This is a genomic window from Rhodococcus sp. 11-3, from assembly GCF_023704055.1.
Classification (GTDB): Bacteria; Actinomycetota; Actinomycetes; order Mycobacteriales; family Mycobacteriaceae; genus Rhodococcus; species Rhodococcus aetherivorans.
Window position 1 is genome coordinate 5,795,489 of sequence record NZ_CP080406.1, and the last position, 24,354, is coordinate 5,819,842.

The window sequence follows — 24,354 nt, forward strand, 5'->3', positions numbered from 1 at the left end:
ATTCGCTCGGCGACGCGGCGACGCGGCGACGCGGTGACGCGGTGACACGGCGACACGGCGACACGGCGACACGGCGACACGGCGACACGGCGACAGGGCGACAGCCGGGCACCGTCGCGGTACCCGGCTGCCGGTTCAGCGTGAGGCCGCGGCCTGCTCGATCCGGGCCCGCAGATCCGTCTTGAGCACCTTGCCCGCCGCGGAGGTGGGCAGCGCGTCCACGAGGACGACCTCGCGAATCTTCTTGTAGGGCAGGACCTGCTCGGCAACGAATGCCATCAGCTCGGCAGGGTCGGGCTGCGCGCCCGGCACCGGCACCACGAAGGCGACCGGTTCCTGCCCGACGTTGCCGGCCTCGCGGCCGACCACCGCCGCCGTCGACACCGCAGGATGGGACACCAGGATCTCCTCGAGCTCACGCGGATACACGTTGTAGCCCTTGTAGATCAGCATGTCCTTGGCGCGGTCGCAGATATAGACGTAGCCGTCGGCGTCGCGGTAGGCGATGTCGCCGGTGTCGAGCCAGCCGTCCACGTACTGCTGGGCCGTGATCTCGGGATGGCCGAGGTAGCCGTCGGTCACCTGAGGCCCACGGACCCACAGTTCGCCGCGCTCGCCCTCGCCGAGGACGACGCTCGGATCGTCCTGGACCCGGATCTCGATCTCGGTGTCGAAGACGGGCAGGCCCACACTGCCGAGACGATAGGTGGACCCGATGATCAGCGGCATGGCGGTGACCACACACGTGCCCTCGGTCAGGCCGTAGCCCTCGGCCACGCGGGCGTTCGGGAACGCCGTACCGAGCGCCTCGAGCGTGACGTGGTCGATCGGCGCCGCCCCCGACGACACGACCCGCACCGACGTGGTGTCACGGCGGGCGACGTCGGGGTGGGTGGCCAGCGCATGCCACATGGCCGGGCTGCCGGTGATGTAGCTGGCGCGGTGCCGCTCCACGAGCTCGAGCATGCGGGCGGGGTCGAAGCGGCCCGCGAGCACCTGGGTGAGGCCGCACAGCAGCAGGAACGACGTGTTGATCAGCGCGTGGGCATGGAACAGGGGCGACACGACGACGGTGGCGCCCTCGCCGGGGATCACCCCGTGCACATCGAGACCCTCGATCGGGCGCAGCGCGACCAGCCCGTCGCCGGTGGTGACGACCTGGTGGGCGGCCCGCCACCCGCACATCTGGGTCACGTTGGCGACCACGTTGCGGTGCAGCACGCGCACGCCCTTGGAGATGCCGGTGGTACCGCCGGTGAAGGCCAGGTGCGCGACGTCCGTTCCGGCGACCTCCGCCGGCGTGAACGCCGTGGGCTGCCCGGCGAGGAACTCGTCGTACCGCACGACGGCCGCGGAGGTGGGGGCCACCTCCACCGGCTCGTCGGAGACCACCACGATCGTCACGGCCGTGGTGCCCGCCGCGGCGCCGAGGAGGACACCGAGCTGCTGCGGCTGGGTCACCGCCGCCACGGCGCCCGTCTCCTCGATCTGCTTGCGCAGGCCCGGTTCCGGTTGCAGCGGGTTGACCAGCGTCACGGTGGCGCCGGCCCGCAGCGCACCGTAATAGGCCACGATGAACTCGATGCAGTTGCCCACGTGCAGCAGCACCACGTCGCGCGGGGCGACACCGGCTCCCTGCAGGGCGGAGGCGAACTGCGCGGAGCGCTCGTCGAGCTCGCGGTACGTGCACACCCGTTCCCCGTCGACGATCGCCGGGCGGTCGCCGTAGAGGGCGGCCATGCTCGGCGCCCACACGCCCATCGTCACGTCCGGGTAGGACAGCGACATCGTCGACGGATCCGGCAGGTTCATGGTCATCCGTCCCACCTCAGCGCGGGGCCATGCGGATGGCACCGTCGAGACGGATGGTCTCACCGTTGAGGTAGCCGTTCTCGAGGATGTTGGTGGCCAGCCGGCCGAACTCGTCGGGGCGGCCCAGGCGCGCCGGGTTCGGCACGGTCTTCTCGAGCGAGGCACGCACATCGTCGCGCAGGCGCGCGAGCAGCGGGGTGTCCATGATGCCCGGCGCGATGGTGTTGACGCGGATGTTCTTGCTGGCCAGATCGCGGGCGGCGACGACGGTCATGCCGACGATGCCGGCCTTGGACGCCGAGTAGTTGATCTGGCCGATCTGCCCCTCGAAGGCGGCGACCGACGCGGTCATGACGATGGCGCCACGCTCGCCGTCGACCGGCTCGAGCGCGGCCATGCGCTCGGCACCGAGACGCAGCGCGTTGAACGAGCCGATCAGGTTCAGCCGGATCACGAACTCGAAGTCCTCGAGCGAACCGGCCTTGCCCTCCTTGTCGAGGACGCGCATCTTCCGGCCGGCGCCGGCGCAGTGCACGAGTCCGCGCAGGCCGCCGCGCTCGTGCGCGACGTCGAGGGCGGCGGCGAACTGCTCGGCGTCGGTGACGTCGGCGGCGGCGAAGGCCGCGCCGTCACCGAGGGAGCTCGCGACGTCGGCACCCGGCGAGCCAGGCAGGTCGATGAGGGTGACGGTGCCGCCGGCGTCGAGGACGCGGCGGGCGGTGGCCAGGCCGAGACCGGAGGCGCCGCCGGTGATCGCGACGGAAAGACCCTTCAGTTCCATATCTTTCGTTCCTTTTCGTGAAATGCGAAGCGGGGTGTCAGAGCAGTTCGAGGATGGTGGCGTTCGCCATGCCGCCGGCCTCGCACATCGACTGCAAGCCGTAACGGATGCCGTTGTCGCGCATGTGGTGCACGAGACGGGTCATGAGGATCGCGCCGGAGCCGCCGAGCGGGTGGCCGACGCCGATGGCGCCACCGAGGGGGTTGAGCCGGTCCATCGCGGCGCCGGTCTCGATCTGCCACGCGAGCGGCACCGGGGCGAACGCCTCGTTGATCTCGAAGGCGCCGATCTCATCGATGGACAGGCCCGACCGCTTCAGCGCCTTCTCGGTGGCCGCGATGGGACCGGTGAGCATGATGACCGGATCGTCGGCGGCGACGACGGCGGTGTGGATGCGGGCCATCGGGGTCCAGCCCTGCGCCGCGGCGTACTCGCTCGTGGTGATCAGCAGGGCACCGGCGCCGTCGGAGATCTGCGAGGAGTTGCCGGCGTGGATCACGCCGTCCTCCTTGAACACGGTCTTCAGCTTGGCCAGGGACTCGAGGCTGCCCCCGCGGCGGATGCCCTCGTCGGCGCTCAGGCCGGCGATCGGGGCGAGTTGCCCGGCGAAGGCGCCGGCGTCGGTCGCGGCCGCGGACAGCTCGTGCGAGCGCAGCGAGTACTCGTCGAGCGCGGTGCGGGACAGGCCCCACTTCTCGGCCATCATCTCCGCGCCGGTGCCCTGGCTGAAGCCCTCGACACCGAACCGCTCGAGAACCTCGGCCGGGAAGTGCTCACCGTTCTTGCTCGCGCTGCCCATCGGGACGCGGCTCATCGACTCCACGCCACCGGCGACGACCACGTCGCTCTGACCGGAGATCACGGTAGCCGCGGCGAACGAGACGGCCTGCTGGCTCGACCCGCAGGCGCGGTTCACGGTGGTGGCCGGAACCGTCTCGGGCCAGCCGGCGGCGAACACGGCACTGCGTGAGACGATTCCGGCCTGCTCGCCGACCTGGCTCACGCAACCCCACACGACATCCTCGACCGACGCGGGATCGAGCCCGGTGCGGTCGGCGAGGGCCCCGAGCACGTGTGCCGACAGGTTGGCGGGATGGATCTCGGACAGGGCACCGCCACGGCGCCCGATCGGAGTACGGACGGCATCGACGATCACGGCATCGCGCATGGGGATTCCTTACTGCAGTAGAAGAGCGAGGAGCGGAGACGACGACCGGCCGGGTGGTGGTCCTCGATATCGAGTCGATCACGCACCCGGCCGGTGGGGAAAGGACATTCGGTGGATGACTCCGTTAGGCGGAAGCTATGCCTTCGCGGTGGCGTCCGACTCGCCCCGGATGACGGCGCGGTCGCGCTCCGGGTTCGCGAAGATCAGGACGAGGATCGCCGCGACGATGCCGAGTGCACCGATGACCTGGAAGGCGGTCGCGTAGCCCTCGGCCGGGGTGGCCGCGTTGTCGACGAGCACGCCGGTGCCGTAGGGGGCGACCAGGCCGCCGACCGCCATCAGTGCGAGGAACACGCCCATCGTGCCTGCGGTCTGCTGCGGCGGGCACAGCTCCGAGATGGCGGCGTTGATCAGGGGGAAGACGATCGCGCCGAAGCCGTAGCCGATGGACACGGCCGCGACGGCGAGGCCGGGGGTGCCGATGCTGGGCAGGAAGACCAGGACCGAACCGCAGACGAGGACGCCGATGCCGGGAACGATGATCCGCACGACCCGGGAGCGGTAGCCGCGCTGGGCGAGCCGGTCGGTGACCGAACCGGAGGTGACCATGAGGACGAGACCGACGATCGACGGCAGGGCGAACATCGAACCGGCCTGCAGGGCGCTGTAGCCGAGGCCCACCTCGAAGTAGGAGGGCAGCCAGGTCAGCACGACGGTGGTGAGCGCGTAGACGACCATGATCAGGACGGCGCAGCTGATGAACGTGCGGGTGAGGAAGATCTTCTTCCACGGCACCGACGGTTCGGTGGATGCGGTGCCGGTCCCCTTCTTCACGGCCGTCGCGGTGAACGGGCCTTCCTTCCAGCCGGTCAGCCACGAGGCCATCCACACGGCGCCGAGGATCGACAGGGAGACCAGGGCGGCCCGCCAGCCCCACTCGACCGTGATGTAGGCGAGGATCGGGGCGAGAGCGATCTTGGCAACCGACGCCGAGCCGGCGAGGAAGGCGCCGGGCAGACCGCGCTTGGCCGGGGGATGCCAGGAGTACGCGGCGGTGTGCATGAGCGCCGAGCTGGGGCCTTCGGCCAGGCCGAGCAGCATGCGGGTGACGATCAGCATCACCAGGCTCGCCGAGACGACCAGCGGCAGCATGACCACCGACCACATCGCGGCCAGCGCAAGCAGCGCCCACCGCAGGGTGAGGTATTTGTTGAGCGGGCCGGCCAGGAAGCCGCCGAGTGTGAAGGTCACGAAGAACAGGGATCCGACGAGGCCGATCTGGGAAGAGGACAGTCCCAGCTCGCGAGCCAGCGGCTGCGCGATGATGCCCAGCACCGCCTTGTCGGCGTAGTTGACGACGTACAGGAAGATCACGAGGCCGGTCATGCCCCATGCCTGCTTGCCGCTGACGAGTGGTGCCGCCCCCTTCGGCGGGGCGCCGTGCGCTGCGTCGTGCGAGATTTCGCCAGTGGTCACCGGAGTGTCCCCTTAATGGCTCGAAGGGATATATCGATCGGACGGTGCGTCGGCGATCGAAGGAGATGCACCGATCAGGCGCTCGGGATCCATTCAACGTGGTCTAGGTCACTGAGGCAATGTCCCGTCGACGAATCGATCGATCGTCGAAACCTATGGACTTCCGGCCCTCCAATGCGAGGGCCATTGATCGGCGCTAACCGACCTATAGCCGAACGGTGTTGGCCCTGTGGCCCGGCGGTGCTGCATATTTGCTCGGACAGCTTCGCCGGCGCGCCCTGGGCTCCGGCGTCCGCCCGGATGAGGACAGGCGATATGAACTCCACTGCTTCCATCGACGAGCTTCCCTCGTCCACCGCGCCCCTGGCCGGTGTGCGGGTCATCGAGGTCTCGAGTTTCATCGCAGCCCCACTGTGCGGCATGACGCTCGCGCAGCTCGGCGCCGAGGTCGTCCGCGTCGACCCGATCGGCGGCGCTGCCGACTACCACCGGTGGCCCGTCACCGAGGACGGCGAGTCCATCTACTGGGCGGGCCTGAACAAGGGCAAGCGCTCCCTCGCGGCAGATTTCCGGGACCCGAACGCGCACAAGCTGATCCGGGACCTCATCACCGACGCCGGGGTGCTCGTCACCAACGCCGCGGGACGCGACTGGCTCAACTACGACGAGCTCGCCACGATCCGCCCCGATCTGATCCACGTGCAGGTCCTGGGCCGCGCGGACGGCGGTTCCGCCGTCGACTACACCGTCAACGCCGCCGCGGGCTTCCCGCTCGCCACCGGCCCCGTCGGCCACGCCGGACCGGTCAATCACCTGTTGCCGGCGTGGGACGTCGCATGCGGTCTCTACGCCGCGCTCTCGGTCGCGTCCGCGGTGCACCGCCGCGAGGTCACGGGTGCAGGCGCGAAGATCGTGCTCCCCCTCGAAGACGTCGCCCTCGCCACCGTCGGCAACCTCGGCTACCTCGCCGAGGCCCAGCTCGGCGGGCCCGACCGCGACCGGATCGGCAACGCCGTCTACGGCACCTACGGTCGCGATTTCACCACCTCCGACGGCGCGTCCTTCATGGTCGTCGCGCTGACCCCGCGCCACTTCCGCGACCTGACCGAACTGACCGGCACGACGGCCGCGGTCGACGCGCTCGAAGCCGCCCTCGGCGCCGACTTCCGCGACGAGGGCGCCCGCTACCGCCACCGCGAGGTACTCGACGCGTTGTTCGCCGTGTGGTTCCGCGAGCACACCGCCGCCGAGGTGGAGACCGCCCTGTCGGGCACCTCGATCCTGCACGAGCGGTACCGCACCTTCGCCGAGATCGCGAAAGACCCTCGCGTCACCGCCAATCCGATGTTCCAGTACGTCGAGCAGCCCCGCGTCGGCGGGCACCTGGCCCCCAGCCTGCCGATGTCGTTCGACGGCCTCCACCCCGCACCCCGGCCGGCGCCGGCCAACGGCGACGACACCGCCGCCGTCCTCAGCGAACACCTCGGCCTGACGCCCGAGGAGATCGATCGTCTCGCCACCGACGGGACCGTCGGTGTCCCCGCCGGCACCCTCCCCGCCCTCGAGAAGGACTTCGCATGACCCGTCTCGCCCAGACCCTCGGCCTCACCGAGTTCCAGACCGAGATCCTCGCCACCGTCCGGCAGTTCGTCGACCGGGAGATCATCCCGAACGCGCAGGAACTCGAGCACTCGGACACCTACCCGCAGGCCATCGTCGATCAGATGCGGGAGATGGGCCTGTTCGGGCTGATGATCCCCGAGGAGTACGGCGGGCTCGGCGAGTCGCTGCTCACCTATGCCCTGTGCGTCGAGGAACTCGCCCGCGGCTGGATGAGCGTGTCCGGCGTGATCAACACCCACTTCATCGTCGCCTACATGCTGCGCCAGCACGGCACCGACGAGCAGAAGAACTACTACCTGCCGAAGATGGCGACCGGCGAGACCCGCGGCGCCTTCTCTATGTCCGAGCCGGAACTGGGCTCGGACGTCGCCGCGATCCGCACGAAGGCCAAGCGTGACGCCGACGGCGACTACGTGATCAACGGCCAGAAGATGTGGCTGACCAACGGCGGCAGCTCGACCCTCGTGGCCGCGCTGGTGCGCACCGAGGAGGGTGCCGCCAAGCCCCACGAGAATCTCACCACGTTCCTCGTGGAGAAGCCCGCCGGCTTCGGCGAGGTCGTCCCCGGCGTCACCATCCCCGGCAAGATCGACAAGATGGGCTACAAGGGGATCGACACCACCGAGCTGATCTTCGACAACTACCGCGCCAAGGCGACCGATGTCCTCGGTGGCACTCCCGGCCGCGGCTTCTACCAGATGATGGACGGCGTCGAGGTCGGCCGCGTGAACGTCTCCGCCCGCGCCTGCGGCGTCGCCATCCGCGCGTTCGAACTCGCCGCCCGGTACGCGCAGCAGCGCACCACCTTCGGCAAGCCCATCGCGCAGCACCAGGCGATCTCCTTCTCCCTCGCGGAGATGGCGACGAAGGTCGAGGCCGCTCATCTGATGATGGTCAACGCCGCGCGGCTGAAGGACTCCGGCGAGCGCAACGACGTCGCCGCCGGCATGGCGAAATACCTCACCAGCGAGTACTGCTCGGAGGTCACCCAGGCCAGCTTCCGCATCCACGGCGGCTACGGCTATTCCAAGGAGTACGAGATCGAGCGGCTCATGCGCGAGGCACCGTTCCTGCTCATCGGCGAGGGCACCAGCGAGATCCAGAAGACGATCATCAGCAAGGGCGTACTGCGCAGCTACGCACTCTGATCCGCATCGACCCCATTCGAAGGAGAACCTTTCCGTGCAGCGAACCGTGTTCAACGAGGACCACGAGGCCTTCCGCAAGCTCGTCCGCGACTTCATCGCCAAGGAGGTCGCGCCGGTCCACCACGACTGGGAGGTCGAGGGGCATCCGCCGCGCGACTTCTACCGCCGTCTCGGTGAGCTCGGCGTGCTCGGCATCCAGGTGCCCGAGGAGTTCGGCGGGGGCGGCGAGAAGTCCATCAAGTTCAACGCCGTCGTCGCCGAGGAGACGGCCGCCGCGGGCGTGTCCTTCGGCAGCTACTCGGTGCATTCCAACCTGATCCTGCCGTACCTGCTCGAGTACGCTTCCGAGGAGCAGAAGCAGCGCTGGCTGCCCGGATTCGCCTCGGGTGAACTGATGTTCGCGATTGCGATGACCGAGCCCGGCACCGGGTCGGACCTGGCGAACATCTCGACGACGGCGAAGCTGTCGGCCGACGGCAGCCACTACGTCGTCAACGGCGCGAAGACGTTCATCACCGGTGGTGCGCTCGCCGACCGCATCCTCGTGGTGTGCCGCACGGCGCCCGCCACGCCGGAGGACCGCCGCGCGGGGCTGAGCATTCTCGTCGTCGACACCACCTCCGAGGGCTTTGCCGTGGGCCGCAAGATCGAGAAGATCGGCCTCAAGGCGTCCGACACCGCCGAGCTGTCCTTCACCGACGTGAAGGTGCCCGTGACGGACCGGCTCGGCGAGGAGGGATCCGGATTCTCGTACCTGACGCACAATCTCGCGCAGGAGCGGCTGACCATCGCATTCGGCGCATCGGCGTCCTCGGCCGCGGCGCTCTCGCACGCGATCGCGTACGTCAAGGACCGCAAGGTGTTCGGCAAGCCGGTCGCGTCGTTCCAGAACACCAAGTTCGTCCTCGCCGAGTGCGCCACCGAGGTCGAGGCGATCCGGCTCATGGTCGACCGTGCCCTCGACCTGCACGACGCGGGCGAGCTGACGGTCGCGGACGCGGCGAAGGCCAAGCTGTTCTGCACCGAGGCCGCCGGCCGGGTCATCGACAAGTGCCTGCAGCTGCACGGCGGCTACGGCTACATCACCGAGTACCCGATCGCGCGGCTCTACGCCGACACCCGCGTCAGCCGCATCTACGGCGGCACCAGCGAGGTCATGAAGACGATCATCGCCAAGGATCTCGGGCTCTGACCTCCGCCCGCACAGGATCCGTGCGGAGAACCGGAATCCGCCCACGCCACGGCGTGGGCGGATTCCGGTACTGCGAGCGAATTCGGTTGCGCTCCGGATTCACTCGACGATCGCGGTGGCCGGGACACGTCCGAGCACGGCCCTGGTGGCGGTGACGAGCTGCTCGAGCCAGGCGTCCGTGCCGATCGCCTGGCGCAGCGGCTCGTTCGGCAGCTCGATGCTCACCGGCAGCCCCTCCGGCAGGGCGGACCAGATCGCCGGCAGGTCGATGCCGCCCGTGCCGGGCACGAGCCTTTCCTCCCGGGCGTGCCGGATCAGTTCGGCGTGATCGCGCGGGGCGGGGGTGGCGCCGTCGCACATCTGGGCGTAGTGCAACCACTCGCGCGGGATGGCCGCCAGGTCGGCGACGGTCGTGGAAGAGCGCGCGACGTGCAGCGCGTCGACGAGCACACTGCGGGCCGGACCGTCGGCCCCGGCGACGATCTCGACGGCCGTCTTCGCGTCGGGAACCGCTGTCCACGGCATGAATTCGAGGCTCGCAACGATGCCGTAGGAGGCGCACAGCTCCGCCAGCCGCGCGTAGGAGTCGGTGAGACGGGCCCGGTCGGGGTCGTCGCCGCCGACCAGGACGGCCCGCGCCCCGAGCCGCGCGCCCGCCTCGAGCAGCGGAGCGTAGTCGGACGGGTCGAAATCCGGACCGAGACGGATGATCTCGAGATCAAACACCTCGACCGGGGAATCGGCGAGACGGCGGACGAGCGCGGAGAGCGCGGCGTCGTCCTCATGCAGCGGGTAGGCCGTGGTGCCGGGCGCCGCGGGCAGCAGACGCAGTCCGATCGTGTCGAATCCGTGCCGTTCGGCGAGATCGACGTGCTGCAGCGGCGGGGTGTCGAGGACGGTGAGGGCGGCGAGGCCGAGCGGGGTGCTCATCGGGTGGCTCCTGTGGTCGATGCGAGGCGGCGTCCGGTCAGGTACCCGAAGGTCATTGCCGGGCCCAGATTGATTCCGCCGGAGGGGTAGTGGCCGCCCATTACGCTGGACTGGTCGACGCCGACCGCGAACAGACCGTCGATCGGCCGGTCCTCGCGGTTCAGCACCCGGGACGACGAGTCGGTGACCAGGCCGGCGAACGTGCCGAAACTGCCGGGGACGACCTTGACGGCGTAGAACGGTCCGCGCTCGAGCGGCGCGAGGGACGGGTTGGGCCACGGGTTGTCCGCATCCCCGGACTTGACGTTGAACGGGGTGGTGCCGCGGCCGAATTCGGGATCCTCCCCGAGGCGTGCGCTCTCGTTGAACGCGGTGACGGTCTTCTCGAGCCCGTCCGGGTCGACGCCGATCCGCTCCGCGAGTTCGCGGAGCGTCCGGCCCTTCGAGAGGTATCCGGATCGCAGGTAGGGCCACGTCGGGATCGGGAAGGGCTTGGCCATGCCGAGCGGGAAGTACCGCAGGTACTGCTGGTCGGCGATCAGCCAGGAGCAGATCTCCTCGCCGTCCGGCACCTGTTCGACCATTGCCAGTGTGTAGTCGTGATATCCGAGCGCCTCGTTGACGAAACGGCGCCCGTCGGCCAGCACCCCGATGACACCGGGCTTTCCGCGGTCCAGGATGTGCGGGAACACGCCTTGCCTGCCGTTGCGGTACCGGACGAGGGATACGGGACAGTATGCCACCGGCGAGGCGAGCGAACGGTCCAGGCGGCCACCGACGGATTCGCCCAGCGAGATGCCGTCACCGGTCGTCGTCGACGGCGTGAGCGTCCAGTGTTCGCGTCCGGTCGGGGTGCGGGGGAACAGCTCTCGCCGCCGGTCGAGGTCGCGGGTGAACCCGCCGGTCGCGAGGACGACACCCCGGCGGGCGGACACCGTGTAGGCGCCGTCGGGGCCCTCGAGCCGGACACCGACGACACGGCCGGACGGGTCGGTGACGAGTGCGGTGGCGGCGGTGGCGACGCGGATGTCGGCGCCGGCATCGAGTGCGGAGCGCAGCAGCCGGCCCACGAGCGCCGTCCCGTTGACCAGTTGCTGGCCCCGACGCCTGGTGGCGAGGTCGAACATGTGGGTCGAGACGCGGCGCGCGCAGTGCAGGAACGCCCGGCCCGAGCGGGTCGAGTGCAGGAAGGCCTGCAGGTCCGGGCCGGCCATGATGCCCATGCCGAGGAACGAGGTCTCGTACAGCTGCCGCCGCAGCAGCGCGGCGACGTCGGGTCCGAGGCGGCGCAGGCTCACGGGCTTCGGCGCGACGGAGCGGTGTCCCGTGCCGGCGCCGGGGGTGTCACCGTGGATGTCGGCGATGGCGGCGCCGGGGACGAACTGCAGCGCCGTGTGGTGTTCGAAGAACTCGACCATCTCGGGGGCACCGTCGAGGAGCGCGTCCACCTTGGCGGCATCGAAGTTGTCCCCGAGCCGGTGTTCGAGGTAGCGGCGCGGCTCCGAGCGGTCCTCGTGCACCCCGTCGGCGTGGGCGAACAGGGTCCGCGGCGTCCACATCCACCCGCCCGACCAGGCGGTGGCGCCGCCGCACACGTCCGCCTTCTCGACGACGAGCACGGAGGCGCCCCCGTGGGCGGCAGCCACGGCCGTGGACAGGCCGCCCGCGCCGGACCCGACGACAACCACGTCGTAGGTGAGGGATTCGGACACTGTGTCGGGGGTCATCGGAGCTCCTTGCCGGACGAGACGAGGGTGGGTGCGGGCGCGAGGTCGACGACCCGGCCGGTGCGGGAGGATTCGTAGATCGCGGCGACGACGGCCAGGGAGGCGCGGGCGTCCCGCCCGGTCACCGCGGGCCGGCGGCCGGTCAGCACGGACTCGGCGAAGTCCTGGACCTGCAGGGTGTGGAAGTCGGCGAGGCCGGCATTGACGTCGCGGACGTCGAGATTGGCGTCGACCTCGGGGGAATACGGGGTTCGCAGCTCCACCTCGCCCGGCGCGGTCCACAGCTCGTTGACGCCCTCACGCCCCTCGGGGAACTCGAGGACGCTCGCGATCGCCCCGGTTGCGCCGATCACCGTCACGCGGTTGCCGAGGTTGTGGTTGGCGCCGGTGGTGGCGGTGATCGTCGCGGTGCCACCGGAGGCGAACGAGACGACGGCCGAGGCGCTGTCCTCGGTTTCGATGTGCTCGCCGTGGAAGCGGGTGCCGACGAAGCCACTGACGCGGACCGGCGCGCCCATGAACCACTGCAGCATGTCGATCTGGTGTACGGCCTGCGTCATGAGGACGCCCCCGCCGTCGGTGTCCCACCGCCCGCGCCACGCGTCGGCCGAGTAGTAGGTCGACGGGCGGTGCAGGATCACCGACACCTCCCCGAGGACGGGAACGCCGAGGCGGCCGTCGTCGATCGCCGCCTTGATGCGGCGCGCCGCGGGCCAGAATCGGCGCTGGAACAACACCCCGAAGGTGATGCCCGCGCGGTCGGCGGCCGCGATCATCCGGTCGGCCGCGGCCACGTCCACCGCGATCGGCTTCTCGCACAGCACGTGGATCCCGGCCTCGGCGGCGGCGAGGACGATCTGTTCGTGCACGGGGTGTGGTGTGCAGACGGTGCAGGCGTCGAGGCCGAGAGCGAACAACTCCGCCACCGATCCGACGGCGTGGGCGATGCCGTGCCGGGCGGCGAATGCGCGAGCGCGCTCCAGGTCGGGGTCGCAGCACGCGACGACCTCGACGCCGGGCACCTGCTGCAGTGCGTGCGCATGGTTGCCCGCGATCTTTCCGCATCCGACGATGCCTGCACGAAGGGGCATCAGAAGTGTTCCTCTCGTTCGACGTCCCGGGCCGCGGCTTCGCCGCGGTCGAGACGGTTCAGCGCGGCGACGTCCGCCGCCGTGAGTTCCACGTCGACGGCGGCCAGATTCTCGGACTGGCGCGCCGGGTTCGCCGACCGCGCGACCGGCACGACGCCCTGCGCGAGGTGCCAGGCCAGCACGACCTGCGCGCGCGTGCAGCCGACGCGGTCCGCGATCGAGGCGACGACGGGGGCGCCGAGCACCTCGCCGCGGCCGAGCGGGCTCCACGACTGGGTGAACACCCCGAGCTGGTCGTTCGCGCGGCGGACGGGCAGGCGGGCCAGCGACGGGTCCATCTGGATCTGGTTGACGGCGGGAGCCTCCCCGGTCTCGGCCACCACCTTGCGCAGATGGTGGCCGAGGAAGTTGGAAACCCCCACGTAGCGGACGAGCCCGGCGTCGCGGCACTCGAGCATGGCCTCGAAAGCCGCGGCGTACCGGTCGAACCGCGGCAGCGGCCAGTGGATGAGGAACAGGTCGAGCCGCTCGAGGCCGAGGCGCTCGAGGCTCCGCTCCACGGCACCGCGAACGTCGCCGGAAACATGGTCGCTGCCGCGGAGTTTGGTGGTGACGAACAGGTCGTCGCGGGGCACGCCGCAGGTGGCGAGGGCGGCGCCGACGGCGTCCTCGTTCCCGTAGATCGCTGCCGTGTCGATCAACCGGTATCCGGCCTCGATGCCGGCGAGCACGGCGCGCGTGGCGTCGGGCCCGACGAGGGGCCAGGTGCCCAGGCCGAGGCGCGGCAGCGCGGTGCGCACGGAATCCGGTGCCGGCGCGGTGGTCTCCGGGTTCACGCGTCGGCCCCCACGCTCGAATCGGCGGCCGCGGTGATGCGGACGGCGACGTCGGCGGCCGTGACGAGCGCGGCATGAAGGGAGCCGCCGTCGCCGCTCGCGTCCCCGACGGAATGGACGCCGAGCCGCGGCGCGAGCCGCCGCAGCTCGGTCAGCAGGCCGGCGCGTGGCTCGACGCCGTGCGAGACGAGCAGTTCCCCGGGCGCGGGCACGGTGCGCTGTTGCCCGTTCGTCGAGATGACCACCCGGTCGGCCTCGATGTGCGTGACGACGGACGACAGGTACGTGGTGAGGTTCTCGCTCGCCGCCAGCCGGGGCAGCAGGACGATCTTGCCGCGACGGCCGACATCGTGCGCGATCGTCTCCTGCGGACCGATCATCACCACCCTCGTGCCGTGCTGGAGCAGGTCGTCGGCCACCGCCGCGGCCTCCCGGTCGGCACCGAAGATCGTGATCGACTCGGGTGCGGGGTCTCCGGAGGCGAGGAACTCCCGCACGTCGCGGATCCGTCGCGTGCCGGCACCGGGAAGGTCGATCGCCGGTCCGCGCCCGCCGGTCGCGAGGACGATCGCGTCGAAGTCGAGCGGGGCCAGCGTGGCGGCATCGACTCTCGTACCGGTGTGGCAGGTGACATTCAGGTCCGCAAGTTCGTCGCGGTACCAGTCGACGATCCGGTGGTATTCCGGGTACTCGTGCAGCCGGGAGGCCAACGCGAAATCGCCACCCAGACTGCCGCGTTCGTCGTACAGGTCGACGCTGTGGCCCGCCAGGGCGAGCTCACGCGCGGCCGCCGTGCCGGCCGGTCCGCCGCCCACGACGGCGACGCGCACCGCGGTCCCGGCCGGCTTCGAGGGCTGCTCGAGTTCGCGACCGACCCACGGGTTGACCGAACACGGGATCGGCCCGGCCGCCAGGCTGTCGATGCAGTAGTTGCAGGCGATGCAGGGCCGGTACCGGCCCCCGTCGAGGGCACGGTTCGGGAAGTCCGGGTCGGCGTGCAGGGTCCGGGCCATGCTCACGAAGTCGGCCCGGCCGGAGGCGATGATCTGCTCCGCCGTCTCGGGTGAGCTGATCCGGCCGGCGACGCCCACCGGGATGTCGAAGTCGCGGGCATACGGTTCGGCGTACGGGGCGAGCAGACCGCGCTGCCACTCCCCCGGCTGGATGATCCACTGCCCCGACTCGTAGTTGCCCGCCGAAACGTCGAGGAAGTCCAGCCGGTGCGTGTCGATCGCGTCGATGCGCTCGCGCGTCGTCTCCGCGTCGAGCCCGCCGTCGACCGCCTCGAAGGCCGAGAAACGCAGTCCCAGAGTGATACCCGGCGCCATGGTGCGGACCGCGTCGATGACCCGGTTGACGAACAGCGTCGGCTCGGCCCACTCGTCGTCGCGGTGGTTGTATGCGGGCGAGAGGAACTGGTGGATGAGATAACCGTGCCCGCCGTGCAGGGAGATCACGTCGACGCCGGCCTCCGCGCAGCGTGCCGCAGCCTCACCGAAGCACTCGACGAGGTGCTCGATGTCGTCGCTGTCGAGCTGCTCGGGCATCTCGCCGCCGACGACCGCGCACGGGATCGGGGTGGGGGCGACCGGGACGAATCCGCTCACCGCGCCCTGCGCGGTGCGGCCCCCGTGGTTGAGTTCGACACCGACGAGCGCGCCGTGGGCGTGCACCGCCTCCGCCATCCGGGCGATGCCGGGGATGCGTTCGTCGACGTCCACACCCATCTGGCGGATGCGGCCCTTGCCGTCGGCCCGCACGTAGCTCGCCTCGGTGAAGACGAGCGCGGCGCCTCCGGCGGCACGTCGCTCGAGGTAGGCAATGTAGCGGTCGGTCATCGTGCCGTCGAGTTCGCAGTAGTTGCGTTCCATGGGCGCGGACACGAAGCGGTTGCGCAAACGGACCGAACCCATGTCCAGCGGTTGCGCGAAGGACGCGGTGGTGTTCATTCCATCTCCTGGTGGGCATCGGGACGTCCGGCCGGCGCACGGTCCACCGGCGCGGCCACGAGAACCCGGTCCGAGATCAGCTCGTCGAGGTGCTTCCGCATGCGGTCGACGTCGGGACGGATCCCGGTCAGCAGCGCGAACGTGTCGGCGGCCTGGGCGACGAGCATCTGCCCGCCGTCGAGCACGTCGCAGCCGAGAACCGCTGCGGCCGCGATCAGCTCGGTTCGGATCGGCCGGTAGACGATGTCCGCGACCCACAGCCCGGGGTGCAGGGCGCCGGTGTCGAACGGCGTTCCGGGGTGGCCGACCATGCCGATCGGCGAGGCGTTGACCACCCCGGTGCACGTGCGCAGGGCGGCGGGGATCGCCTCCGCCGGCAGAGCCGTGGCCCGTGTCGCGGGGAAGGCGGTGGACAGTCGCGCGCAGACGTCCGCGGCGCGGGCGGTGTCCACGTCGGCGATCCGCAGGTCCGCCACACCCGCGGCTGCGAGCGCGTAGGCCACCGCCGAGCCCGCACCGCCCGCACCGACCAGCACGACCGCATCCAGGGCGGCATCGGGCAGCCCGCGGCGCAGCGCCGTGAGGAATCCGCTGTGGTCCGTGTTGTGGCCGATCAGGCGCCCGTCCCGGACGACGACGGTGTTGACCGCGCCGAGCAGGCGGGCGTTGTCGGACAGGCCGTCGAGGGCCGGGATGACGACCTGCTTGCACGGGTGGGTGATGTTCAGGCCGGTGCAGCCGCCGGCGACGACGGCGCGCACCAGGTCGCCGGTGCGTTCGACGGGAACGTTCTCCGCCTCGAGGTCGAGCAGTTCGTAGCGGTAGTCGCTCACACCGAGTGCGGCGGCCTCGCGCTCGTGGAGGGCCGGCGACAGGGACGAGGCGATGCCTGCCCCCACGAGCCGGATGCGGTGGCGGGCGGTGGACGGGGTCACGGTTACTCCTACGGGGGTGGGACGGGCCCGTGGCCCCGGCGCGTCGGGCGCCGGGGCTCGGTGGCCGGTCAGACGTCGCTGCGGACGAGTTCCTGCGCCGGTCGCGCCGCCGGCGCCGGGCGACGCTCGCCCAGGTCCTCGGTGGGGGTGCGGTAGGTCTCCGGACCGGTGAGGGCGGCGATCGACGACAGCACCGCGAAGCCCAGGCACATCCAGGCGACCGGGGCCCAGTTGCTGGTGTCCCCCGCCGAGAGAATCTGCGCGACGGCGGGTGTGAATCCGGCGACGAGCAGACCGAGCATGAGGCTCACGGCCATGCCCGTGTACCGGACCCGGGCCGGGAACTGCTCCGGGAAGTAGGCCGGGTAGACACCGTTCGGCATGGCGTAGAAGAAGCCGATCAGCACGATCCCCGAGGCGAACACCAGTGGCGTGCTGCCGGTTCCGATGGCGTGGAAGAAGGCGAACACCATCGCGCCCGAGCCGAGGGCACCGAACACGAACACCGGCTTGCGGCCGATCCGGTCCGCGAGGAGCCCGGCCACGGGCTGGCTGAGCACCGCCACGAAGTTGGCGGCGGCGATCGCCCACAGCATCGTGGAGCGCTCGAAGCCTTCGACCTGCACGGCGTAGGCGAGTGCGAAGACGTTGACGATCGTGTTGATCATGGCGAACGTGGCGCTGAGGCTGATCCGCAGGACGGTGCGCCAGTGCGAGCGGAACATCTCGACGACCGGCAGGGTGGCGGTCTCGCCGTTCTCCTGGAGTTCCTCGAACACCTCGGGCTCGTCGAGCTTGCGGCGCAGCCACACCGCGACCACCGTGACGACGATGCTGAGCCAGAACGGCACCCGCCAGCCCCACGAGTACAGCGCCTCGTCGGGCAGCGATGCCACCGGGATGAACACGAGGCTCGAGATGACGATGCCGAACATGATGCCGCTCATGGTGAACGACGTGAAGAACGAGCGCCGGTGCGCCGGGGCGTGCTCGAGCGTCAGAGACGACGAGCCCGGGGATTCACCACCGGCCGACAGGCCCTGCAGCAGGCGCAGCAGCACCAGGATCACCGGCGCGGCGATGCCGATCTGCTCGTAGGTGGGCAGGCAGCCGATGACGAACGTGGCAATGCCCATCAGCATCAGGCAGGCCAGGAGGGCGTTGCGCCGGCCGAACTTGTCACCCCAGTGCCCCCACAGCACGGCGCCGAGCGGGCGGGCGATGTATGCGACGCCGAGGGTGCTGATCGACAGCAGCGTCGAGGTGGCTCCGTCGCCGGGAAAGAAGATCTTCCCGAAGACGAGGGCTGCGGCGGAGCCGTAGATGAAGAAGTCGTAGTACTCCAGGGTGCTGCCCAGGAAACCGGAGATGGCCGCCCGGCGGGCGTTCTCGTTCGGTCGTCCGTCGGGGCCGGCAGCGTGCGTGTTCGCCATGGCGTTCCTTTCGTCCCAGGATCCGACGGACGCCGAGTCGGCCATTCGGTGATGGCCCTCACAGTCGCCGGAACGAGACGAGCGTGACACGCCGCACTATGCAGCGTCCAACACTGAAAAAGTCTCAGATAAAGACCCTTATCGTCTCAATCGGGCGTCGGAAGAATCTCCTCGGCGACCTTCAAGGCCACCTCGAGCGCCGGCGACACGCGCCGGGGCGACCAGCCGATCCCGTGGTGCATGTAGACGGATTCTCCGGCGAGGGGGACGAAGACCGTGCCCGGCGGCGTGATCGTCGCGATGCTCGACGTCATCAACGCCACCCCCACGCCGGCCGAGACGAGCACCAGGATCATGTACGGGTCGGTGATCTCCTGGACCACGCGCGGGCGGAACCCCGCGTCGAGGCACGCACGCATGGCGCTCTCCTGCAGGGCCGACCCCGCCGACAACGGGGTGGTGATGAAGCCGTCGTCCGCGAGTTCGTGCAGGTCGATCTCCGGCTCTCCGGCGAGCGGGTGGTCGGAGGGCAGCACGGCACCGAACGACTCGCGGCGGATCAGCCGGGTGGCCACCGCCGTGGACTGGACCGGCAGCCCGACGAACGCGAGATCCAATGCACCACTTTCTAATTGGGTGACCGCCTCGCGGGTCATGATGCGGCCGACGAGGTCGAGCTCGATGTCCGGGTAACGCTGTCGCAGCGCCCGGGTCAGCGGCGGGAGCGAAAGATGGTTCAGCACACCGGTGAACCCGATCTTGATGCGGCCGTACACGCCGCCGGCGGACGCGCGCGTGGCCTGCCGTGCCGTCTCGACGCTTTCGAGGATGTGGTAGGCGTGGGGCAGGAAGGCGTGACCGCCCGCCGTGAGGGCGACGCTGCGCGTATTGCGCTCGAACAACGGCACACCGAGGTCCTTCTCGAGCTTGCGCACCGTCTGACTCAGGGGTGACTGCGCCATCTGCAAGCGGGCGGCGGCCCGGCCGAAGTGCAGCTCCTCCGCGACGGCGACGAAGGCCTGAAGCCAGCGGATCTCCATGTCGATCCCTTCGGGGACTTGACGACTGCACCTACAGCCGTATATCCAGATTCATACATGGTGCGTCTCCGATTGTTTCGATTTCGCACATGGATTCAGACTACTATCCACACACCGGCGAGGAGCAGCCGTATGGTGACCTATCCCTCGGGCGCGACCGCGCTCGTCACCGGCGGGGCGAGCGGAATCGGCGCGGCCTGCGCGAGGCGGCTGTCCGCCGCGGGCGTCCGGGTCGTCACCGCCGACATCGCGGACGGCGCCGACGAACGCGTCGACGTCACCGACCCCGCCGCCGTCGAACGGCTGCGAGAACGCCTGGGCCGGGTCGACATCCTCGTCAACAGCGCCGGCGTCGTGGGACCCTCGGCGCCGCTGGTCGACACCGAGCTGTCCGACTGGCACCGCACGTTCCGCATCAACGTCGACGGCACGTTCCTCGCATGCCGCGCCTTCGTTCCCGCGATGATCGGCGCCGGCTGGGGCCGGGTGGTGAATCTGGCGAGCATCGCGGCCAAGGACGGCAATCCGAAGCAGAGCGCCTACTCGGCGTCCAAGGCCGCGGTGATCGCGCTGACGAAGTCGCTCGGCAAGGAGATCGCGACGACCGGGGTGCTCGCCAACGTGGTTGCGCCCGCGGCGGTGGAGAGCCCGATGAACGCCGGAACGGATCCGGCGATCCTGGCGCGGTCGCAGAGCCTGACGCCGATGGCCCGGATGGGCAGGCCGGACGAGATCGCCGAACTCGTCGCCTGGCTCTCCTCGGACGCGCTGAGCTTCTCGACCGGCGCCGTATACGACGCGAGCGGCGGCCGCGCGTCGTACTGACGGTCCGCACTCGGCCGACGAGCGGGAGGTTTCCGCGTCCAGCGGGAACTTGTCGTCGGAGCTACTCGGCCGACGCCGCCGTCCCGGCCCGCTCGGCGCGACAAGCTCCCGTTCGACCCGGAGCAGGCTGCGCGCGGAGGGCGTCGGCGCGTCAGACCAGGGGCCACCCGGTGTACTGCTCGGCGATCAGGGTGCGTCCGGCGACGGAACGGGTGATCGCGTCGAGCTCGGCGTCCTGGCGCTTGTTGTCGAACGGGCTGCTGCCCGGGTGGGCGTGCAGCATCGACGACATCCACCACGAGAAGTGCTGGGCCCGCCACACGCGCGGCAGCACTTCCGCGGTGTAACCGTCGAGCCGGCCGCGTTCACCGCGGGTGAGGTACTCGTCCATCGAACGGGCCAGCACGAACACGTCCGCGACCGCGAGGTTGAGCCCCTTGGCGCCGGTCGGCGGGACGGTGTGCGCGGCATCGCCGGCGAGGAACAGGTTGCCGTGCTGCATGGGCTCGCACACGAAGCTGCGGAACTGCAGGATCGACTTCTCGAAGATCCGGCCGTCCTTGACCTCGGCCCCCTCCCCGTCGACCCGGGCGTGCAGTTCGCTCCAGATGCGGTCGTCGGACCAGTTGGCGACGTCGTCGTCCGGGTCCACCTGCAGGTAGTGCCGCTGCACGTCGGCGGTGCGGGTGGAGATCAGTGCGAAGCCCCGCTCGTGCCGGGCATAGATCAGTTCCTCCGACGAGCGGGGCGCCTCGGCGAGGATGCCGAGCCAGGCGAACGGGTACTGCCGGAAGTGGTCGGTGCGCACCTGCGGCGCCGGAATCAGACCGCGGGTGCCGGTGCGCGAGCCGTCGCAGCCGGCGACGAGCAGCGCGTCGAGGCGCTGCGGGTTGCCCTGCGCGTCGGTGTAGGTCAGGTACGGCCGATCGGTGAGGTGGTCGTGGACCTGCACGTCGGAGACACCGAAGCGGAGGTCGCCACCGTCGGCGAGACGGCGGGCGATGAGGTCCTTGTTGACCTCGTGCTGCGGGTAGACGGTGACCGCGCGCCCGACGAGTTCGTCGAACGCGATGCGGTGACCCCTGCCGCCGAAACGGAACTCCACGCCGTGGTGCTCGTAACCCTCGGCCTTCAGCCGGTCGCCGACGCCGGTCTCGACCATGAGGTCGACGGTGTTCTGCTCGAGCACGCCGGCGCGGATGGTGGCCTCGATGTCCTCCCGCGAGCGCGCCTCGAGCACGACGGACTCGATGCCGCGCAGGTGCAGCAGGTGCGACAGCATCAGCCCGGCGGGGCCGGCGCCGACGACGGCGACCTGGGTGCGGGATTCGCTCATGGGGGACTCCTCGGGATCGGGAAGCGGTGACGACCCTCACTGTCCCGAAGGAAGGTCCACGTCGTCACCCCCCACTTTCACTCAGCGAAAGACGGCTTTCAGGTCAGCCGCCGGGAGATGCCGCTCGCCGCCGCTCGCATGGCCGGGATCAACGGCGCGGGATCCGCATCGATCGACACCACCACCGATATCGCCGCGACGACCCGGCCGGAACGCTCCCGGATCGGTGCCGCCATCGCCATCGTGCCCACGTTCAGGTATTCGCGGCAGATCACGATGCCGGTGCGGCGGACGCCGTCGAGCACGCGCCGCAACCGGGCCTCGTCGGTGATCGTGGCGGGGGTGAACCGTTCGAGCCCGGCATCGAGCACCTCCTGCAGCAGCTCGGGCCCGCCGTGGGCGAGCAGCACCAGCCCACCGCTCGACGCGTGCAGCGGCAGCCGGCCGCCCGCCCGGCCGACCACGGCCACGGCACCGCGCGCCGACAACCGCTCGACGTAGAGCGCCTCGAGCCCCTCCCGGACGACCAGCTGCACGTTCTCCCGGGTCGCGTCGAACAGGTCCTCGAGATAGGGCATCGCCACCTGGCGCAGGCCGTGCGCGCGGGGCGCGAGGGCGCCGAGCTCCCACACCCGCACCCCGACCTGATAGCTGCCGTCCGCACGGCGTTCGAGTGCCCCGGCGTCGACGAGCTGGCCGCACAGCCGGAACACCGTCGGCAGGGGAAGCCCGGTCCGGCGGCTCAGTTCCGACTGGGTCAGGCGCGGGCGCTCGGCGGTGAACGCGCCCAGCACGGCGAAGGCGCGGCCGAGCAGGGTCCGGTCGGGAACATCGGGCACGCACCCATTGTGGGGTGTCCGCATCGGGCGGGCGCGAGCCGGAAGGGCGCACCGGCGGCCGAGCGTCTATCGTGTTCGCGCATGCGACTGGTCGAGAGATCGAAACGGGTCATAGAGGCGCACCTGAACAACACCAGCATCCGGGCACTGTCGGGGTCGATGGTGGCGTACGAGGGCCAGGTGCAGTTCAAGTCGGCCGGATTCGGCGGCGGCGAGGGCGTGCTGGCCGGCCTGCGGCAGCGGGCCACGGGTGAGGGCCTGTCGCTGATGGAGTGCGCCGGCAACGGCGTGGTCTATCTCGCCCACCAGGGGCAGGACGTCACGGTGCTCGAGTTGAACAACGAGACGCTGCAGGTCGAGTCGGAGCAACTGCTCGCCCTGAACGGCAACCTCACCACGAACGTCACGTTCGCCGGGGTGCGCGGCAACATGAGCGGCCAGGGCCTGTTCACCACGACGGTCACCGGCAGCGGGCAGGTCGCGCTGCTGTCGGCCGGTGGCCCACTGATCCACCTCGAGGTCTCGCCGCAGTACCCGCTCGTCGTCGACCCGGACGCGTTCGTGTGCGCGAAGGGACAGTTGAGCCAGTCGTTCGTCACCGACGTCTCGTGGCGCACGTTCGTCGGTCAGGGCAGCGGCGAGGCGTTCTCGCTGCGGTGGGACGGCATGGGCGTCGTGTCCATCCAGCCGGCGGAGCGGTGAGGGAGGCAGCGATGACGGAGGCAGCGATGACGGAGGCAGCGATGACGGAGGCAGCGGTGTTCTCGAAGATCAACGGCAAGGTCGTCAAGGTCGATCTGAACCAGTCCGGGCCGGTCGTCGCCCGTCGCGGCGCGATGCTGTTCTACACCGGCATGGTGCAGTTCGCTCCGCACCAGGTACCCGGGGCCGGTGCGATGCCGGGCATGGGCGGGATCGCCGGGATGGCGGGACGGATGATGCAGGGCGAGCACGAACGCACGATGCTCGCGCAGGGCAACGGCGTGGTGCACTACGGCTTCCGCGGCCTCGAGGTGCACGTGGTGGACCTGTCCGCGGGCGGCGAGCTGCGGGTGGAGGCGTCGCGGCTGCTGGGATACACCGCGAGCCTGCAGAGCTCGGTGGTGTCGATGTCGGCGCCCCCGACCGGGGGCGGCGGTGGCGGTGGCGGCTTCCTGGGCGCGCTGCGCAGCGCCGCCACCGGCATGGTGACCGGCACCGGCATGTTCACCACCCAGCTGTCCGGGCGCGGGGCCGCGGTGCTGCTCGGGCACGGTGGATTCCTCGAGCTGCAGGTCGGCGGGCCGGCCCCGGTCGTCGTCGACCCGCAGTCCTTCATCGCCGCCCACGGACCGGTGCGGACGGAACTGAAGTCCGCGATGAGCTGGCGCACCGCGGGGCGCAGCGGCGGCGAGGGCCTCCAGCTCGAATGCACCGGTCAGGGCATCGTCTACGTGCAAGCGTCAGAGGAGAAACTGTGAGCGTCGTCCTGAACCCGTCCCACCTCGTCGGCAGCGACAACCTGCCCGGCAACCACTACGCCTTCTGCATCGACCTGCAGAGCCCGTGGTTCCTGTCCAAGGGCGCGATGATCGCCTACTACGGGCAGGTGCAGTTCACCTCGCTCACCCACGGACTGCAGGGGCAGCTGCTGCAGATGGTGGCGCACCAGTTCTCGGCCCCGCTGTACATGGGTGACTACGTCGTCGCCGAGGGGTACGGGAAGCTGATCCTCGGTGACCGTGGGTACGACATCAACTCCTACGACCTCGACGACGGCAACCTCACCATCCGGGCCGCGAACCTGCTCGCGTTCGAGCCCGGGCTGTCGCTGAACCAGTCGATCGTGCCGGGCTTCCTCACGCTGATCGGGACGGGCAAGTTCCTCGCGTCGTCGAACGGGCCCGTGATGTTCGCCGAGCCGCCGCTGCGGGTCGATCCCGAGGCGCTCGTCGGGTGGGCGGACTGCCCGTCGCCGAGCCATCACTACGACGAGGCGTGGGTCAACGGCTTCGTGGCGGCGGGGGCGCGCATGTTCGGTGTGCAGTCCGGGGAGGAGCGGCAGTTCGACTTCACGGGCGCCGGGACCGTGCTCATCCAGTCCAGCGAGAAGGTGATCGACGACAGCGCGATCGTCCGGACCATCGAGGGACAGCTACCGGGTCTGACCCCCGGCGGTCTGCAGCGGATCAACCAGGTGGTGGCGTCGCAGTTGCAGTCACAGCAGCACTGAA

21 protein-coding genes are annotated in these 24,354 nt (G+C 70.3%); 7 read left to right on the top strand and 14 right to left on the bottom strand.

Annotation, left to right across the window (positions count from 1 at the left end; translation table 11 throughout):
- Window positions 1–135: 135 nt before the first annotated feature.
- The 4 genes from KZJ41_RS26805 to KZJ41_RS26820 form a co-directional block, all read right to left on the bottom strand.
- Window positions 136–1,818, bottom strand: a complete 1,683-nt coding sequence (locus KZJ41_RS26805; protein WP_065923593.1) for a class I adenylate-forming enzyme family protein — start codon at window positions 1,816–1,818, stop codon at window positions 136–138.
- A gap of 10 nt (window positions 1,819–1,828) precedes the next feature.
- On the bottom strand, window positions 1,829–2,593 hold the full coding sequence (locus tag KZJ41_RS26810) for an SDR family NAD(P)-dependent oxidoreductase (RefSeq protein WP_006944010.1): 765 nt from the start codon (window positions 2,591–2,593) through the stop codon (window positions 1,829–1,831).
- A 37-nt stretch (window positions 2,594–2,630) separates the two neighbouring features.
- Window positions 2,631–3,761 carry an acetyl-CoA C-acyltransferase gene (locus tag KZJ41_RS26815; protein WP_006944012.1) on the bottom strand — a complete coding sequence of 377 codons (1,131 nt, stop codon included), beginning with the start codon at window positions 3,759–3,761 and terminating at the stop codon, window positions 2,631–2,633.
- A gap of 135 nt (window positions 3,762–3,896) precedes the next feature.
- The gene (locus KZJ41_RS26820; protein WP_006944017.1) at window positions 3,897–5,237 is read right to left on the bottom strand and encodes an MFS transporter; all 1,341 of its coding nucleotides are present in this window, start codon (window positions 5,235–5,237) and stop codon (window positions 3,897–3,899) included.
- Window positions 5,238–5,552: 315 nt separating this feature from the next.
- On the opposite strand from KZJ41_RS26820, the gene KZJ41_RS26825 reads away from it, so the two are divergent.
- Genes KZJ41_RS26825 through KZJ41_RS26835 form a run of 3 tightly spaced genes read left to right on the top strand, consistent with a single transcriptional unit; the run spans window position 5,553 to window position 9,200 of the window.
- Complete coding sequence (locus KZJ41_RS26825) at window positions 5,553–6,818, top strand: CoA transferase (protein WP_065923333.1); 1,266 nt, start codon at window positions 5,553–5,555, stop codon at window positions 6,816–6,818.
- Window positions 6,815–8,008, top strand: coding sequence for an acyl-CoA dehydrogenase family protein (locus KZJ41_RS26830; protein ID WP_006944025.1), 1,194 nt, complete (start codon window positions 6,815–6,817; stop codon window positions 8,006–8,008). The genes KZJ41_RS26825 and KZJ41_RS26830 overlap by 4 nt, the downstream gene beginning before the upstream one ends.
- 34 nt (window positions 8,009–8,042) lie before the next feature.
- On the top strand, window positions 8,043–9,200 hold the full coding sequence (locus KZJ41_RS26835; protein ID WP_065923332.1) for an acyl-CoA dehydrogenase family protein: 1,158 nt from the start codon (window positions 8,043–8,045) through the stop codon (window positions 9,198–9,200).
- 99 nt (window positions 9,201–9,299) lie between these two features.
- Here KZJ41_RS26835 and KZJ41_RS26840 read toward each other — a convergent pair whose 3' ends face one another.
- The 8 genes from KZJ41_RS26840 to KZJ41_RS26875 all read right to left on the bottom strand — a co-directional run bounded on the left by KZJ41_RS26840 (window position 9,300) and on the right by KZJ41_RS26875 (window position 19,141).
- Complete coding sequence (locus tag KZJ41_RS26840) at window positions 9,300–10,130, bottom strand: sugar phosphate isomerase/epimerase (protein WP_065923331.1); 831 nt, start codon at window positions 10,128–10,130, stop codon at window positions 9,300–9,302.
- Window positions 10,127–11,857, bottom strand: a complete 1,731-nt coding sequence (locus tag KZJ41_RS26845) for an FAD-dependent oxidoreductase (RefSeq protein ID WP_050036096.1) — start codon at window positions 11,855–11,857, stop codon at window positions 10,127–10,129. Before KZJ41_RS26845 ends, KZJ41_RS26840 begins: the two co-directional genes overlap by 4 nt.
- Entirely contained in the window at window positions 11,854–12,948 is a 1,095-nt protein-coding gene (locus KZJ41_RS26850) for a Gfo/Idh/MocA family protein (protein ID WP_029546613.1), read from the bottom strand. The genes KZJ41_RS26845 and KZJ41_RS26850 overlap by 4 nt, the downstream gene beginning before the upstream one ends.
- Window positions 12,948–13,784 (bottom strand): aldo/keto reductase, encoded by an 837-nt coding sequence (locus KZJ41_RS26855; RefSeq protein ID WP_065923330.1) that lies wholly within the window; start codon window positions 13,782–13,784, stop codon window positions 12,948–12,950. The genes KZJ41_RS26850 and KZJ41_RS26855 overlap by 1 nt, the downstream gene beginning before the upstream one ends.
- Window positions 13,781–15,733 carry an FAD-dependent oxidoreductase gene (locus KZJ41_RS26860; RefSeq protein WP_065923329.1) on the bottom strand — a complete coding sequence of 651 codons (1,953 nt, stop codon included), beginning with the start codon at window positions 15,731–15,733 and terminating at the stop codon, window positions 13,781–13,783. Before KZJ41_RS26860 ends, KZJ41_RS26855 begins: the two co-directional genes overlap by 4 nt.
- On the bottom strand, window positions 15,730–16,668 hold the full coding sequence (locus KZJ41_RS26865) for a shikimate dehydrogenase (RefSeq protein WP_065923328.1): 939 nt from the start codon (window positions 16,666–16,668) through the stop codon (window positions 15,730–15,732). Before KZJ41_RS26865 ends, KZJ41_RS26860 begins: the two co-directional genes overlap by 4 nt.
- Before the next feature lie 68 nt (window positions 16,669–16,736).
- A complete protein-coding gene (locus KZJ41_RS26870; protein WP_065923592.1) occupies window positions 16,737–18,101 on the bottom strand; it encodes an MFS transporter in 1,365 nt (454 codons plus the stop codon).
- A 146-nt stretch (window positions 18,102–18,247) separates the two neighbouring features.
- Window positions 18,248–19,141, bottom strand: coding sequence for a LysR family transcriptional regulator (locus KZJ41_RS26875; protein ID WP_006944055.1), 894 nt, complete (start codon window positions 19,139–19,141; stop codon window positions 18,248–18,250).
- Between the two features lie 132 nt (window positions 19,142–19,273).
- On the opposite strand from KZJ41_RS26875, the gene KZJ41_RS26880 reads away from it, so the two are divergent.
- A complete protein-coding gene (locus KZJ41_RS26880; protein WP_006944056.1) occupies window positions 19,274–19,966 on the top strand; it encodes an SDR family NAD(P)-dependent oxidoreductase in 693 nt (230 codons plus the stop codon).
- Window positions 19,967–20,117: 151 nt separating this feature from the next.
- Here the strand turns inward: KZJ41_RS26880 and KZJ41_RS26885 are convergent, their stop codons facing one another.
- The gene (locus KZJ41_RS26885) at window positions 20,118–21,302 is read right to left on the bottom strand and encodes a 4-hydroxybenzoate 3-monooxygenase (protein WP_006944057.1); all 1,185 of its coding nucleotides are present in this window, start codon (window positions 21,300–21,302) and stop codon (window positions 20,118–20,120) included.
- Between the two features lie 98 nt (window positions 21,303–21,400).
- Window positions 21,401–22,165, bottom strand: coding sequence for an IclR family transcriptional regulator (locus KZJ41_RS26890; RefSeq protein WP_044476359.1), 765 nt, complete (start codon window positions 22,163–22,165; stop codon window positions 21,401–21,403).
- A 57-nt stretch (window positions 22,166–22,222) separates the two neighbouring features.
- On the opposite strand from KZJ41_RS26890, the gene KZJ41_RS26895 reads away from it, so the two are divergent.
- The 3 genes from KZJ41_RS26895 to KZJ41_RS26905 are packed head-to-tail and all read left to right on the top strand — an operon-like array spanning window position 22,223 to window position 24,353.
- Window positions 22,223–22,843, top strand: coding sequence for an AIM24 family protein (locus KZJ41_RS26895; protein WP_006944059.1), 621 nt, complete (start codon window positions 22,223–22,225; stop codon window positions 22,841–22,843).
- An 11-nt stretch (window positions 22,844–22,854) separates the two neighbouring features.
- A complete protein-coding gene (locus KZJ41_RS26900) occupies window positions 22,855–23,601 on the top strand; it encodes an AIM24 family protein (protein ID WP_251549899.1) in 747 nt (248 codons plus the stop codon).
- Window positions 23,598–24,353 carry an AIM24 family protein gene (locus KZJ41_RS26905; protein WP_006944062.1) on the top strand — a complete coding sequence of 252 codons (756 nt, stop codon included), beginning with the start codon at window positions 23,598–23,600 and terminating at the stop codon, window positions 24,351–24,353. The genes KZJ41_RS26900 and KZJ41_RS26905 overlap by 4 nt, the downstream gene beginning before the upstream one ends.
- Window position 24,354 lies beyond the last annotated feature (1 nt).